Consider the following 14,198-nt stretch of genomic DNA (forward strand, 5'->3'; position numbering starts at 1 on the left):
TCGCCATCGACGGCACGCGGCAGGTAGTCGTGCCCGAGCACGGATCGCGTGTCCACGTCAGACTCCTATCCGGAGAGTTGCAGGGCTCCTAGGCGGAGGTTTGCAGACATTCTAGGCGGAGGTTTGCAGACGTTCTAGGCGGAGAGTTGCAGACTCGCAGGTCAGCGCCCCCGCTTCCGCGCCCTCCACTCCCCAGCTCACCGGGGCGCGACCAGCCCGGCCCCGTAGGCGGCGATGACGAGCTGGGCCCGATCCCGGGCGCCCAGGCGCGCCAGGAGCGCGGTGATATGGGTGCGGCAGGTGGCCCGGGTGATCCCCAGGGCCTCCTCGATCTCGGCGTTGGACAATCCGCGGGCGATGAGCACGAGGACCTCGCGCTGGCGGGGAGTCAGCGATGCGATCGCGCTGGCGCTCTGGCCCCGGGAGCCCTCCCGCCCCAGAGCGCCCCCGTCCGCCCCCGGCCGGTCGGCATGCGCCATGAGCCGCGCCAGCGCCGTCGGGCTCAGGAGCGCCTGGCCGGCGTGGACGGTTCGCACGGCGTCGATGAGGGCCTGCGGCTCGGCGTCCTTGAGGAGGAATCCCGAGGCGCCCGCGCGCATCGCCCCCAGCACGTAATCGTCGACCTCGAACATCGTCAGGATGAGCACGCGCGTGCCCGCGAGCGCGGGGTCGGCGCACAGGCGCGCCGTGGCTCCGATCCCGTCCATGCCGGGCATCTGGATGTCCATGAGGACGACGTCGGGGCGCAGGCGGGAAGCGGCCTCCACCGCCTCGGCCCCCGAGCCGACGGCGCCAACCACCTCCATCCCGTGCTCGGCGCCCAGCAGAGTCTCCAAGGAGGCTCGAAGGAGGCGCTGGTCCTCGGCGATCAGCACACGAATCGGCCCGCTCACGCCCTACCCCCTCCGATCGACCCGCCTCCAGCGCTGCCGCTCCGCCCCGGCGCCCCTGCCGGTAGGAGCGCGACGACGCCGAATCCCGGATCGCCGTCGTCTCGCGGCCCGGCGCTCAGGCGGCCTCCCAGGGCCTCGATCCGCTCGCGCATGCCGCGCAGGCCCCGCCCGGTCCCGGGGCGAGGCGTCCAGCCCTGGGCGGGCCCATCGTCCAGGACGGCGATGCGCAGCCACCCGGGCTCCCATCGCAGGTCGAGATTCACGCGCACCGGGCCGGCGTGCCGTGCCGTGTTGGCCAGGGCCTCGCAGACCACCCCGACAGCTGCCTCCCGGAGCGCGGGCGGCGCGGGCGGCGCGGGCAGCGCGATGGGCCCAGGGCCCTGCTCCACCGCCCACGGCTCCCCCTGCCAGGAGACGTCGACCGTCAGGCCATTGCGCCGGGCCCGACGGACGGCCACCTCCATCTCCGCCCACAGGCCGGCGGGGTCGGGCCCGGCTCCCGAATCCGGTGCCGGGTCCAGCGCCGTCGGGGCGGGGCTGGCCGCGACGGGGGCCACGGGCACCGACCGGGCCGCGTCCTCATCGCGCAGGACGTCCAGCATGCGCCGCAGCCCGTCGGTGGCCTCCCGGGAGGCGGACTCCACGTCGGCCAGGGCGGTGCGAAGCCCCTCGGGCCCGGTCTCCAGGCGCTGGGCGACGGCGGCGCGCACCGTGATGGCGCCCAGGCCGCCGGAGACGACGTCGTGCAGCTCGCGCGCGATGGCCAGGCGGTCCTGGGCCACCGCCTGGGCGGCAGCGGCCTGGGCCAGTGCGCGCTCGTAGGCGAGCCGGTCGCGGCGACGCAGCCACAGGGCGCCTCCCATGACGAGGATGAGGAGAGCCCACCAGGCCAGGCGAACCCACAGCGCGGGATCCGGCACGGCGACGAGAGTCATGCCGGCGATGACGACGGCGCAGGCGGTCATGGCGCGGCGCGGGCCGGTGCGTCGTGGGACGCGGAGTACGGGTGCGGGCACGCGGCCAGTCTAGGAAGAGGCGGGGCCCGCCTCATCGGACCAGGGTTCGAGGCCCTGGTCCGAGGCGCGCCCACCATCCTCGTTGGCCCGGCCGATGCCCGCCTCCCGCGCCTCGGCGCATGCTTGATGGCACGCCGTAGGAATGCGGCAGGAATGAGAGAAGGAGCTTTCCATGGCAGCAGCAGATGCACTCTCCGGGCGCGGACCGCTCAGCCCCGGGGCCACGGGCCCGACGGCGCCGTCCCCCCTCAAGCGGGGATGGCCCGGTGTCCGCACACAGGGCGGGATCGGATCCGCCCAGGAGGCAGGGGGTCCGGCGGGCGCGCCGTCGCGGGGGCCGGGCGCGGGGCTGGGGGAGGAACCGGCCACGGCCTGGCTGTGGGGCCCAGGCACCGGCTCGACCGGACTCCTCAAGGGGATCTTCATCGTGGCCTACACGGCGATCTTCCCGCTGGGGTTGGTTGGCCTATGGGTCCCGGCCGGGCATCGCCATCCGCTGATCATGACCGCCTACGTCGCGCTGTTCACCCTGGGAACATGGGCCTGGCGCCACGAGCTGGCCCGGATGGTCCGGCCCATCGCGGCCCGCCCGCTGCGCTCCGTGGGGATCCTGCTCCTGGGGCTGCTCGGCATGATGGTCATCGAGGCCCTCGGCGGCCTGCTGCAGATGCTGCTGCAGGGGATCCTGCCCGCCGCCAATGAGCCTCTGGGCAATGACACCGCCATCTCCGCGCTCACCGGGCTCTACCCGCCGCTGGTCCTGGCAGTGGTGCTCGGGGTCCTCGGCCCGGTGGTCGAGGAGCTGGCCTTCCGCCAGGTCCTCATCCCCGTGATCTCGCACCGTGCTCCCGGGTGGGTGGCCGTGGTGGTCTCCAGTGTCCTGTTCGGCATGCTCCACATGGAGTCCTTCGCGATCTCCGAGTGGGTGGGCGTCATCCCGCACGCCTGCTTCGGGCTGGCCCTGGGGATCCTGTTCCTGCGGACCCGGGGGAACCTCCTGTACCCCGTGGTGCTGCATGTCCTGATGAATCTGAGCGCCTTCCTCACTCCCCGGTGAGGTGGGACGAGCCCGGGGCGCAGCGGCGCTGATAGCAGGGTCATGTCAGCTCGGCGCCCGGATCATGGCGGGCAACGACCATTTTGGAGGATATTAGCCTCGCCGACACTTCAGTAGGAGAAGGTAACTATGCGCTGACCTGCGAGTCCATAAAACGGTCGCGACGTGCCCACACGCAATCCCCTCCAAAACGGTCGCCACTCGCGCTGTCCGAAGGCACCCCGGCGTTGCCATGCACGCCTCCGGCCATGGCCACGCCTATTCCGCGATGAACTGCGCGCCCACGGCCTCCGACATCGACACATCCTCCGGGCTGAGGTGGCACGAGTCCGACGTGGTGGAGCCGCCCCCGGCCGCGACCCCTCGCGAGGCGGCCAGGACGGCGCCTGCCACCTCATCTGCCCGCATCACTCTCCTCAGTCAGATCCACGACGCGCAGGCCGTGACTGCGAGCGACGGCGGCGAGTCGGGCGTCATGGGTGAGCAGGGTGACCGGATCGCTCTCGCAGTGGAGGATGAGGGCCGTGGCCAGGTGGATCGCATCGAGGGATTTCAGCTCGCCGGTCAGTGAGCACGCTCTGTCCACCACCTCCTGGGACATACCGACAAGATCGACGCCGGCAAGGAGGTCATCGACAAGTGCCATATCCAAGGCCTCACGCCGTATGGCCCGGGCGGACTCAATCGCCAGCAGGGAGGATGCGACCATTCTCTCTTCTCGGAGTTCCCGCAGAGTCCTCTCCGCATGTTCCGCGCCCTCCTGGTCGAAGAGCACGAGGAGCATGACGGAGGTGTCCAGGTAGATCAACGCTCCTCCTCGCGCTCACCCAGGATCAGGTCATGCACATCAACGCCCTCGGGCACTGCGATCCTGCGAGCCGGGATGCGGAATGCCCGCCTCGCCGGACGCACCTCCCCCTCTCGCACGAGGCGCTCGTAGGGAGTTTCGTCGGGCTTGATCGGCACGATCTGGGCGATCGGCTTGCCATGATCGGTCACGGTGACGGGCCGGCACGTCTCCTCTACATCACGGATGATCCGCCCGGAGCCCTGGTTCAGCTCGCGGAGGCTGACGGTGCGCCCCGAATACGACGGCGAGGCTGTCTCTGCGCTCATAGACCAACCCTACGCCTCGATATCCTACATGTTCTACATCCGAGGGACTGGGTCTCGCGCCGCCGTCACGCCCACCTCACGCCGGCCGGTAGGTGAAGCGCTCCCACCCCAGGGACTCGATGCGCTCGGCCATCCGCTCGCACTGGGCGTCCCACCCGGGGGCGACGACGTCGAACTCCCCGCTCGTCCCCTCACCGCGCGCCTGCTGAAGGGCGTAGACCCTCGCCCCGGCGGCGCGGGCACGGCGGGCGACCTCCAGGGCGTCGTCGGCCGCGACATCCCCCGGCACCACGGTGGTGCGCACCTCGAGGCCCGGGCCACCTCGGTCGGCCGCCTCCACCAGAAGCTCCAGGCACGCCCAGGCCCTCTCCCCCGCCCCAGCGCGCCCGACCACAGCCTCGTAGTGTTCGGGCAGCGCCTTGATATCCAGCCCCACCCAGTCCACGAGGCCGGCCGCCACCAGGTCGGACAGCCGCCGGGGGTAGGCCCCCGCCGTGTGCAGCCCGACGGCGAAGCCCATCCCCCTGACCTCGGCGGCGGCGTCGGCCAGCGCATCCTGGCGCAGCGCCTCCCCGCCAGTGAAGACGACGCCGTCGAGCAGGCCGCGCCGCCGCTCCAGCAGGGCCAGGACCTCCGCCCAGGCCACCGCGCCGGGCCGGCGGGTGGGGATGAGGTCCAGGTTGTGGCAGTAGAAGCAGTTCCAGGGGCAGCCCTGGCAGAACACCGTGGCCACAAGATGATCGGGCCAGTCCACGGTGCTCATGGGCACCAGCCCCGCGATCCGCAAGGAGTCGGCGGGGCCGGTAGTGGGCCGGGCTCTCGTGCCCCCGGCTTCAGGCATCGAGGCCGAGTTCCGCGGCGATCTCATCGAGTCGGCGGGTCTTGAGCTCGCCGCGCCGCGCGGCCTCCGCCTCCGCCCTCAGCGCGTACGCGTACTCCAGGTCATCGATGTAGGACTCGACAGCCTCGCGCACATAGAACGTTGCCGAACGACCGGTCCGGCTCCCCAGGTCATCGAGCCGGCGCTTGAGCTCCTCGGGCAAACGGACACTCAGAACTGCTGTAGACATGTCTACATGGTAGGCACTGCCCCTTAGCACCACAACCCTCATCGCCAATTCTTACGACACAGAGCCCACACGCCTCTCCCATACCGAGCGCGGGGCCCACCGCGGACGCGGCGGACCCCCGTCGCCCTAGTTGACAGCGCGAACAAGTCCGGCAATGTCACCGGTCGTAGACCGTGGAACGATGACCGACATCGATCGCGAGGATCACGCAGCGATCATCCTGGATGTCGACGATCACGCGATAATCCCCAGCCCGGAGGCGAAACATTCCCACGAGGCGGCCCGTCATCGGTTTCAGGAAGTCCCGCGGATCAAGCGCACCCTGTATCTCCTGAAGCTTGCTGACCACGCGCCGCCGAACGCTGGGGTCAAGCTTTTTCAGCGCCTTCTCGGCGCGAGGAGTCAACTCGACGATCCAGGCCGTCATCCGCCCGCCTTGTCCGTCGCTCACCCTCACGCGCTCACGGGGGCCAGACGGGAGACGACGGGGCCATGGCCGGCGGCGGCGTCCTCGGTGAACATCCGCCGCTCGGCGTACTCGCCCTTCTTGCCGATGTTGAAGGAGCGCACGGGGCGGAAGTAGCCCATGACCCGGGTCCACACCTCGCACTCGGTGGGCTCGGCCTGGGGGTGGAGGGCCGCGCACTTCTCGCAGGTCTTGTGCTCCCCGGGCAGGTAGCCGTGGACGGGGCAGATGGAGAAGGTGGGGGTGATGGTGATGTAGGGGGTGCGGAAGGCCGTGAGCGAGCGGCGCACGAGCTCCTTGCAGGCGGCGGGCGAGGAGATGCGCTCATTCATGTACAGGTGCAGGACGGTACCGCCGGTGTACTTGGTCTGCAGCTCCTCCTGCATCTCCTGGGCGGCGAAGGGGTCATCGGTCCAGCCCACGGGGAGCTGGGAGGAGTTGGTGTAGTACGGGTTGGCCTCGGTGCCGGCCTGGAGGATGTCGGGGAAGCGGCGCCGGTCCTCCTTGGCGAAGCGGTAGGTGGTGCCCTCGGCGGGGGTGGCCTCCAGGTTGTAGAGGTGCCCGGTGGTCTCCTGGAACTCCACCATGCGGCCGCGGACGTGGTCGAGGATGCGCACGCACATGGCGTGGCCGCGCGGGTCGGTGAGGTCGTAGGCGTCATGCGTGAAGTTGCGGACCATCTCGTTCATGCCGTTGACGCCCAGGGTGGAGAAGTGGTTGTCCAGCGTCCCCAGGTAGCGCTTGGTGAAGGGGAACAGTCCGGCCTCGATGTGCTGGCCGATGACCTCGCGCTTGAGCTCCAGGGTGTCGCGCCCCAGGTCCAGGAGGCGGTCCAGGGCGGCGACGAGCCCCTTCTCATCGCCGGCGTGGAGGTGGCCCAGGCGGGCCATGTTGACGGTGACCACGCCGACGCTCCCGGTCTGCTCGGCCGACCCGAACAGCCCGTTGCCCCGCTTGAGCAGCTCGCGCAGGTCGAGCTGGAGGCGGCAGCACATGGAGCGGATCATGCCGGGGTCGAGCTCGGAGTTGATGAAGTTCTGGAAGTAGGGCAGGCCGTACTTGGCGGTCATGGTGAACAGGAGCTCGGTGTTGGGGGCCTCCCAGTCGAAGTCCTTGGTGATGTTGTAGGTGGGGATGGGGAAGGTGAAGACGCGGCCCTCGGCGTCGCCCTCGGTCATGACCTCCATGAAGGCCCGGTTGATGAGGTCCATCTCGGGCTGGAGGTCGCCGTAGGCGAAGTCGCAGACCTCCTCGCCGATGAGGGGGTGCTCGTCGGCCAGGTCGGTGGGGCAGGTCCAGTCGAAGGTGAGGTTGGTGAAGGGCGTCTGGGTTCCCCAGCGCGAGGGCACGTTGAGGTTGAAGATGAGCTCCTGCATGCACTGCTTGACCTGCTCGTAGGTCATGGAGTCCAGGCGGATGAAGGGCGCCATGTAGGTGTCGAAGGAGGAGAAGGCCTGGGCTCCGGCCCACTCGTTCTGCAGGGTGCCCAGGAAGTTGACGATCTGGCCGACGGCGCTGGAGAAGTGCTTGGCGGGTCCGGCCGCGATGGCCCCTGGCACGCCGTTGAAGCCCTGGACGAGGAGATCCTTGAGGGACCATCCGGCGCAGTACCCGGCGAACATGTCCAGGTCATGGATGTGGAGGTCGGCCTCCCGGTGGGCCTGGCCGGCGGCGGCCGGGTAGACCTGGCTGAGCCAGTAGTTGGCCACGACCTTGCCGGAGGTGTTGAGCATCATCCCGCCCAGGGAGTAGCCCTGGTTGGCATTGGCGTTGACGCGCCAGTCGGAGCGGTCCAGGTACTCGGTGATGGTGGAGATCGGGTCGACGGCGGGGCACTGACCGGGAGCGGGGGCGGACGCGGGGGAGCCGGCCTCCCCGGTGGCCAGGGGCTCGGGGCGGTCGGCGAGATGGGCGGTTGCGGTCTGGTGCTGGGCGGACACTGCGCTCTCCAAGGTGTGCGGTTGTGCGGGTCGTCGGTGCGAGTCGTCGTCGCCTGGCATCCAGCTGCGGCGAGCCGCGAGCGGGGCCGGCAGGGACCCCGCCCGATAGGAGGATCGGCAGCAGGATCGATGGCGACGACGCGACCGAGCGTACTCCCGAACGACACCCATGGAACACATCATCTGGTAGTGAGTATTCCATGCGACCACAACATCTAGTGGTTCACCTGGGGCCTTTGGTCCCAATAGGGGCGACCTTTCGCCGCCATAGCACGATCCGCTCCGGGCGCCCCGGCAGCAGTCGGCGGCCTGCGCGCGAGGCGCACCACACCCGCTCCGGCGTGTCGGCCAGGCCGACGGCGCCAGGGTGCCCACGGCGTCGGACGCGTCCACAGTGTCGGCCGCGGCACACCCAAGGCCCCGAGAGCGTCACGAACAGGTGCCTGTCCAATCACACCGTCGCACCTGGCCCGACAAAGCGGGCAGGATAAGCCGCATGCCCACCGCCCAGCCCCCCACAGCGCCTGCGGCCGTGCGCCTGGTCGAGCTCGACGGGCTGCGCGGCCTGGCAGCCGGCGTCGTGCTCCTTCACCACATGCTGCTTCTCCTCCCAACCCTGGCGGAGGTCGGCGCCCACCCGGGCGTCGTGCCCAGCGGCACCCTGGAGCAGGTCCTCGTGCGCACGCCCCTGCACCTGCTGTGGGCGGGCCACGAGGCCGTTCTCATCTTCTACGTGCTCTCCGGCGTCGCCCTGGTCTTCCCGGTGGCGCGCCGCCACGCCCAGGGTCGTCGATTCGACTGGGTGGACTACGCCCCCCGGCGCGTCATCCGCCTGTGGGTCCCCGCGGCAGCCTCCACGCTGCTGACGGTGGGCACCATCCTGCTGGTGCCGCGCTCCACGGACCCGGCGCTGGGCGCGTGGATCACCCAGGGCCACCCCCCGGGCCTGTCAGCGGCCGCCCTGGCCCGCCAGCTCCTGCTGCTGCCCAAGCACGCCTACCACAACACGGTGCTGTGGTCGCTGCACGCCGAGGCCGTCTTCTCCATCCTCCTGCCCCTGGTGATCCTGGTCGTCGCACTGGCCGCGCGCTGGCGGGCATGGTGGCTGCCGATCATCGTGGCCCTGGCGGTCCCGCCCATCACCGGCAGCCTGGCAACCGGCACCTACCTGCCCGTCTTCATCATCGGCGCCTCCCTGGGATGGCACTGGGGCCACGCCCCCTCCCTCCTCCCACGGGCCCCCGCGCGCTGGGCCAATGCCGCGGCCGCGGCCTGCCTCATCACCATGACCGCGGCCTGGTGGCCCGGCATGGAGGGCCAGGCCGCCCAGCGCCTGGCCGCATGCCTGACCCTGGTCTCGGCCACCGCTCTGGTGATCCTCGTGGTCAGGGCCGGCGCCATGCGGGGCCTGCTGCGCAATCGGGGCGTGCAGTACCTGGGGGGCATGTCCTTCTCCCTCTACCTGGTCCATGAGCCCGTGGTGGTCACTCTCCGGCTGGCCACCGCCTCGCTCTCGCCCTGGTGGGCACTGGTGGCAGCGCCCCTGGTGGCCGCGCCCCTGACCTGGATGTTCCAACGCTGGATCGAGGCCCCCAGTCACCGGCTCTCGCGCCGCGCGGGCCGCTGGACATCCTCTCGCCTCCAGGCGCGTCTCCAGGCGCGCACCCACGCCCACTCCGCCGATTCGAGAGCATGAGATCATGGCCAAGCGCACCCGCATGAGCGCCTCCCAGAGGCGCGAGCAGCTGATCGACGTCGCCCGGGGCCTGTTCGCCGAGAAGGGTTTCGACGCCACGAGCATCGAGGAGGTCTCCGCCCGGGCCAAGGTCTCCAAGCCCGTGGTCTACGAGCACTTCGGGGGCAAGGAGGGCCTGTACGCCGTCATCGTGGACCGGGAGCTGACGGCGATCTCCTCGACCATCACCGCGGCCCTGGGCTCCTCGGACTCCTCCTCGGTGATCGTTGAGCGGGCCGCCCTGGCGCTGCTGACCTATATCGAGGACTCCCCCGACGGCTTCCGCATTCTCTCGGCCGGCTCGGACCGGGCCGCCGGCACCTACTCCACACTGCTGGCCGACGTCGCCATCGAGGTCTCGGGGATTCTCGCCTCCCGCTTCGCCGAGCACAGCATCGACCCGCGCACGGCCCCCCTGTATGCCCAGATGCTTGTGGGCATCGTGGCGCTGCCCGCCCAGTGGTGGCTGGAGAATCGCACGATGACCAAGGAGGAGGTGGCGGCTCATATGGTCAACCTGGCCTGGAATGGGCTGCACGGACTGGAGGCCCGCCCCGCCCTGCGCTCCACAGCGCCACCCAGTCAGAAGGGTCGCCGAGAATAGCCTGAAGTCAGCCTGGGAACCCTTGAGTCGCGCCTCACGTCATGACCGCATCCAGCCGCCTTCGCGCTAGTCTGGTTGCTCGCACAATCACCGAAACGGAACCATGGACCCGGATACCATCATCACCGCGCTGCGCAAGAACGCCATTCTTGTCGTGCTCCACCTTGTGCTCGGCGCCATCCTCGGACTCGCCTACGGTCTGCTCACGCCGGCCGTCTACACCTCCACGGCCACGGCCAGAGTCGGGGTCGAGCAGTCCAGTGGCTCCCAGTCAGCGGCGAGTATCCAGACCTACATCAGCTCGATCATGCCGACCCTGGTGGAGATCGGCACCTCCGAGGCCACACTGAACCAGGTCTCCGATGCCACGGGCCTGAGCCCGAATGAGCTGCGGAACTCCATCTCCCTGTCCACCAAGACCGAGACCATCATCATCGAGGTCAGCGCCACCCACACCGACCCCGCCCAGGCCCAGTCCATCGCCGAGGCCGAGATGGCGGCCCTGGACTCCGCGGCCCGGGATATCTCCAAGACCGGCCAGGACTCGGATCTGACCCTGACCCTGGCCACCCTGAACTCCCCGACCCTGCCCACCGATCCCTCCAGCCTGTCCAGCCTCAAGACCTCCATGATCGGGGCCCTGGCCGGCCTGGCCGTGGGGACGGGCATGGCCCTGCTGCTGTACAAGCGCTCCGGCTCGGAGTCCCAGGACGAGGAGGCCGAGCCGCCCGTCATCCTCGGCCATACGGCCGCCCGGGACTCGTGAGCCCCGACTCCGGCGCCTCTCGCCCCTTGGCACCTGGCCTGTCCGCGCCCGGCCCGTCCACAGCAGGCCCGTCCGTCGCCGCCGCGCCGGGAGGCCGGACAATCCCATCGGCCGAGGCTCCGGAATCCTCGACCCGCCTGCGCGTGGAGCAGATCCTGGCCGTGATCCTGCTCCTGCTCATCGGCATGCGCCGCGAGCTGGCGGGATCGGTGGCCATCGCCGATGCGGCCGCCCTCATCAGCCTGCCGATCACGTGGAGCGCGGTGCGCCGTCTGCCCCGATTCGGCCCGATCCTGCTCCTGGCCCTGCTGGCTGGGGTCACCGGCGTCGTCCTGTCCTGGATCGCTGGGACGCAGTACGAGGTCTCGTCCTCCCTGCAGCGCGCCATGGTGGCGAGCCTGGTGGCGGTCCCCGCCACGACGGCCGCCTTCGTGTGGGGGGCGCAGCGCCTGGGCGCCCGAGCCGCCCTGGCCCTGGGCGCCGGCATGCTCATCGACGCCCTGCCCCTGCTGCGCACGCAGGACAACCCCTGGAAGTTCGGGATCGGCCTGGCGGTGACGCTCATGGTGCTGGCCCTGGTGGACGGCCGCAGACGGATCGTGCAACTGGTGGCCCTGGCTGCGCTGTCAGCGTCCTTCCTGGTCTCGGATGCCCGCTCCTCCTTGGGCTTCCTGGTCATCATCGCGGGAACTGTCCTGTGGCAGGCCACGGCCGCGTGGTTCCGCTGGCGCCTGCCCCCTGCCCGCCAGCTGGCCACCGCCCAGGCGGCGGTGCTCGGCATCGTGGGCGCAGTGGCGATCAGCATCGTCCTGGCGGTCTCGGCCTCGGGGTCGCTGGGCGAGGACGCCCAGGCCCGCACGCTGGCCCAGTCCCAGGGCTCCTCGAACTTCCTGCTCACTGCCCGACCCGAGCTGGGGGCCTCCTGGGCCCTGTTCATGCACCGGCCGTGGGGCTATGGAGCCGGCGTCCTGCCGCGCTCCGAGGACGTGCAGGTGGCCAAGAACGGCATGGCGGCCCTGGGCTACGACCCCTCCAACGGGTACGTGGAGCGCTTCATGTTCGGCAATGGCTTCGAGCTGCACTCGGGGCTGGTCAATGTCTGGGTTGCGGCGTCCTTCCCCGGCGCGGCCCTCATGCTGCTCATCGTCGGGGTCACCCTGGCCACGATGATCCGGGACCTGGGGGACCTGCGCGTGACGCCGTGGCTCTTCCTGGCCGGCCTGGTGGTGCTGCAGAACGTGGCCGTGGGGCCATGGAACGTGCTGCCGGCGTATCTGCCCTTCGTCCTGGGGGCAGGGGTGATGCAGGCCCCACTGCGCGCCCCCACCCCCTGACTCCGTGACTCCGCCAATTTGCGTGAGTTCGTACTTTTCCGGGCCCGGAAAAGTACGAACTCACGCAAATTGGCGGAGTCAGGGTGAGCGGCCGTACTCCTCGTGGACGCCCCGGCCACCACTGGCGGCCAGCATGCCGCGCCCCCGGGCCACCAGGCGCGCGCCCTTGGCCCGATGCGCGGCGCTTCCCGTCAGCGCCCCCACAGCCTCCCGGGCCGCCCCGACGGCGATGCGCGCGGCTCCCCCCGCCGCGGCCCGCAGCCGGATCCCCGCCTGCACCCCCGGTCCCGCCAGAGCCAGGTCCACGCGCACGGCGGTGGCCGCGTGGGAGCGCTGACGGCGCAGGATCCAGGCGTGGTCGAGCCGGGAGGCCGGCACATGATCGCGCACCCTGGCCTCGGCGCACCAGCGGATCACGCCTCCGGCGGCCACCAGCCGACGAGTGAAGAGCGTGTCCTCCCCGCCTGTGGCCCCGAAGGCCTCGTCGAAGCGCAGGCCCGCGCGGCGCACAAAGCCCAGGTCCAGCAGCAGGCAGTTGGAGGCCGCCACGGGTCGCACGGTGCCCGTGGGCCAGCTGCGGCGCACGAAGAACTCCCCGGCGCGCACCCAGACATCCGGCTCGCGCTCATAGACGGGGATGACCGGTCCGGCGGCGGCCTGGCAGCCGGTCTCCCGCCACAGGCCCACCAGCGCGGCCAGCCACCCGGGCTCGGGCTCCTCATCGTCGTCGATGAAGATGAGCAGGTCGCTGCCGCCGGTCTCATCCAGGGCCCGGTTGCGCACAGCGGTCACGCCCGGGGATGGCTCGACGACGTAGCACACCCTCGCCCTGCCCGCTCCCCGCGCGGCCTGCTCGACGACGTCGCGCCCTGAGGCCTCAGGGTCATTGTCGATAACCAGGACCTCGGCCTCGCGGACCCCATCGGCCCGGAGCTCAACCTGGGCCTCGGCCTGCTCCAGCGCCCCCGCCAGGGCGCGCCCCACCGCCTCGGGGCGCCGGTAGGTGGGGATGGCGATGGTCAGGCGCACTCCGCCGGCCTCCTGCTCCCTCATGACCGCTCTGCCTTCTTCGAGCCCTTGGCGGGGCGACCGTACTCGCGCACCCGCATGCCGAAGGCCCCCACCACCATTCCCAGGCCGCCGCGGCTGGAGACCTCGTGGCGGGCCTGGGCCTCCACGCGCCCGCTCAGGCGGGCCGCTGCCCCGCGCAGACCGTCGCGGGCGGCCTTGGCCGTGCCCCGGGCCGCATAGGCCAGGCGCAGAGCACCGCGCGATCCGGAGGCGGTCTGGATGCGCACCCGCGCCCAGGAGGAGCCGGAGCGGTAGGCGCGCTGGAGGACCCAGGTGCGGGTGGCCCGCTCCCGGGGCACCCGCTTGGTGACCACCGCGGAGGCGGCGAAGCGGATGACGCCCCCGGCCAGGGTCAGCTGCCGGGTGAACAGCGAGTCCTCGCCACCGGTCAGGCCGTAGCGCGGGTCGAATCGCAGCCCCGCCCGTCGCACCACCGCCATGTCCAGCAGGAGGTTGCCGGTGTCGGCGCTGCGCACCTGGGCCCCGTCGGGCGCCTCCCAGGAGTCGAATGCGCCCGAGGCGCTCACCCAGGCGTTAGGCGGGGACTCGAAATCAGGCGGGGTGGGGCCGGTCACGGCAGCGCAGCCGCCATCGCTCCAGGCCGAGACCAGGGCCTCGAGCCATCCGGGGGCGGGAACCTCGTCGTCGTCGATGAAGACCAGCAGGGCGCTGTCCGCGGCCTCATCCAGGGCCCGGTTGCGGCCCGCGACGATCCCCGGCTCGGGCTCATGGACGTAGTCGAGCCGCGCGCCGGCCTCCTGCTGGTCGGCAGCCAGGGCCTCCTGGGCACGGGCGACGACGGGGCGCGCCCCGGCATGAGGGTCGTTGTCGACGATGAGGACCCGGGCCTCATGGTCCGGGGCCAGGGCGCGGGCCTGCGCGACGAGCTCGGGCAGCACCGCCTCCAGGTAGGCGTTGCGCCGGTAGGTGAGCATGGCCAGCGTCAGGCGCTGGGAGCCCCGGGGCTGGGGCTGGTCCGCCCCGCCCCCGGGGCGGGGGCGGCTGTGGCCGATCCTGGTGGGCACGGTGGGCGCACCTCTCCTCGTGGTCTTGTCCCGGTACCGGCGATCCGCCTGTCCCGGCGGCCCAACGGTACTATTCCAGGGCGCCTGTCGCCCACATCCCGGGGT

The 14,198-nt window shown here is 71.1% G+C and carries 16 protein-coding genes; 5 read left to right on the top strand and 11 right to left on the bottom strand.

Going from position 1 to position 14,198, the window contains the following annotated elements:
• Nucleotides 1-197 precede the first annotated feature (197 nt).
• Both EL266_RS01220 and EL266_RS01225 read right to left on the bottom strand, forming a co-directional pair.
• Complete coding sequence (locus EL266_RS01220) at nucleotides 198-893, bottom strand: response regulator (protein WP_026426727.1); 696 nt, start codon at nucleotides 891-893, stop codon at nucleotides 198-200.
• Complete coding sequence (locus tag EL266_RS01225; protein WP_051281068.1) at nucleotides 890-1,909, bottom strand: sensor histidine kinase; 1,020 nt, start codon at nucleotides 1,907-1,909, stop codon at nucleotides 890-892. Before EL266_RS01225 ends, EL266_RS01220 begins: the two co-directional genes overlap by 4 nt.
• Nucleotides 1,910-2,081: 172 nt before the next feature.
• Between EL266_RS01225 and EL266_RS01230 the strand changes: the two genes are divergently transcribed.
• The gene (locus EL266_RS01230) at nucleotides 2,082-2,966 is read left to right on the top strand and encodes a CPBP family intramembrane glutamic endopeptidase (protein WP_051281067.1); all 885 of its coding nucleotides are present in this window, start codon (nucleotides 2,082-2,084) and stop codon (nucleotides 2,964-2,966) included.
• Between the two features lie 258 nt (nucleotides 2,967-3,224).
• Here the strand turns inward: EL266_RS01230 and EL266_RS13345 are convergent, their stop codons facing one another.
• The 7 genes from EL266_RS13345 to EL266_RS01260 form a co-directional block, all read right to left on the bottom strand.
• Nucleotides 3,225-3,374: a hypothetical protein gene (locus EL266_RS13345; RefSeq protein WP_170175868.1), complete on the bottom strand. Its 150-nt coding sequence runs from the start codon at nucleotides 3,372-3,374 to the stop codon at nucleotides 3,225-3,227.
• Nucleotides 3,361-3,774, bottom strand: a complete 414-nt coding sequence (locus tag EL266_RS01235; protein ID WP_026426726.1) for a PIN domain-containing protein — start codon at nucleotides 3,772-3,774, stop codon at nucleotides 3,361-3,363. Before EL266_RS01235 ends, EL266_RS13345 begins: the two co-directional genes overlap by 14 nt.
• Entirely contained in the window at nucleotides 3,771-4,082 is a 312-nt protein-coding gene (locus EL266_RS01240; RefSeq protein ID WP_026426725.1) for a type II toxin-antitoxin system Phd/YefM family antitoxin, read from the bottom strand. The genes EL266_RS01235 and EL266_RS01240 overlap by 4 nt, the downstream gene beginning before the upstream one ends.
• 76 nt (nucleotides 4,083-4,158) lie before the next feature.
• Nucleotides 4,159-4,923, bottom strand: a complete 765-nt coding sequence (locus tag EL266_RS01245) for an anaerobic ribonucleoside-triphosphate reductase activating protein (RefSeq protein WP_026426724.1) — start codon at nucleotides 4,921-4,923, stop codon at nucleotides 4,159-4,161.
• Nucleotides 4,916-5,152, bottom strand: coding sequence for a type II toxin-antitoxin system RelB family antitoxin (relB, locus tag EL266_RS01250; protein ID WP_026426723.1), 237 nt, complete (start codon nucleotides 5,150-5,152; stop codon nucleotides 4,916-4,918). The genes EL266_RS01245 and relB overlap by 8 nt, the downstream gene beginning before the upstream one ends.
• 157 nt (nucleotides 5,153-5,309) lie before the next feature.
• Nucleotides 5,310-5,579, bottom strand: a complete 270-nt coding sequence (locus tag EL266_RS01255; RefSeq protein WP_026426722.1) for a type II toxin-antitoxin system RelE family toxin — start codon at nucleotides 5,577-5,579, stop codon at nucleotides 5,310-5,312.
• Nucleotides 5,580-5,605: 26 nt separating this feature from the next.
• Nucleotides 5,606-7,618 carry a ribonucleoside triphosphate reductase gene (locus EL266_RS01260; protein WP_232012068.1) on the bottom strand — a complete coding sequence of 671 codons (2,013 nt, stop codon included), beginning with the start codon at nucleotides 7,616-7,618 and terminating at the stop codon, nucleotides 5,606-5,608.
• 436 nt (nucleotides 7,619-8,054) lie between these two features.
• Here EL266_RS01260 and EL266_RS01265 point away from each other — a divergent pair, with 436 nt between their 5' ends.
• The 4 genes from EL266_RS01265 to EL266_RS01280 all read left to right on the top strand — a co-directional run bounded on the left by EL266_RS01265 (nucleotide 8,055) and on the right by EL266_RS01280 (nucleotide 11,997).
• Entirely contained in the window at nucleotides 8,055-9,254 is a 1,200-nt protein-coding gene (locus EL266_RS01265; protein WP_051281066.1) for an acyltransferase family protein, read from the top strand.
• Between the two features lies 1 nt (nucleotide 9,255).
• Nucleotides 9,256-9,897: a TetR/AcrR family transcriptional regulator gene (locus tag EL266_RS01270; protein ID WP_232012170.1), complete on the top strand. Its 642-nt coding sequence runs from the start codon at nucleotides 9,256-9,258 to the stop codon at nucleotides 9,895-9,897.
• Between the two features lie 103 nt (nucleotides 9,898-10,000).
• Nucleotides 10,001-10,663 (top strand): YveK family protein, encoded by a 663-nt coding sequence (locus EL266_RS01275; protein ID WP_026426720.1) that lies wholly within the window; start codon nucleotides 10,001-10,003, stop codon nucleotides 10,661-10,663.
• A gap of 143 nt (nucleotides 10,664-10,806) precedes the next feature.
• Entirely contained in the window at nucleotides 10,807-11,997 is a 1,191-nt protein-coding gene (locus EL266_RS01280) for a hypothetical protein (RefSeq protein ID WP_051281064.1), read from the top strand.
• Nucleotides 11,998-12,075: 78 nt separating this feature from the next.
• Here the strand turns inward: EL266_RS01280 and EL266_RS01285 are convergent, their stop codons facing one another.
• Both EL266_RS01285 and EL266_RS01290 read right to left on the bottom strand, forming a co-directional pair.
• Nucleotides 12,076-13,050 carry a glycosyltransferase family 2 protein gene (locus EL266_RS01285; RefSeq protein WP_026426719.1) on the bottom strand — a complete coding sequence of 325 codons (975 nt, stop codon included), beginning with the start codon at nucleotides 13,048-13,050 and terminating at the stop codon, nucleotides 12,076-12,078.
• A complete protein-coding gene (locus tag EL266_RS01290) occupies nucleotides 13,047-14,093 on the bottom strand; it encodes a glycosyltransferase family 2 protein (RefSeq protein ID WP_026426718.1) in 1,047 nt (348 codons plus the stop codon). The genes EL266_RS01285 and EL266_RS01290 overlap by 4 nt, the downstream gene beginning before the upstream one ends.
• Nucleotides 14,094-14,198 lie beyond the last annotated feature (105 nt).

The organism is Actinomyces slackii (assembly GCF_900637295.1).
Lineage (GTDB): Bacteria > Actinomycetota > Actinomycetes > Actinomycetales > Actinomycetaceae > Actinomyces > Actinomyces slackii.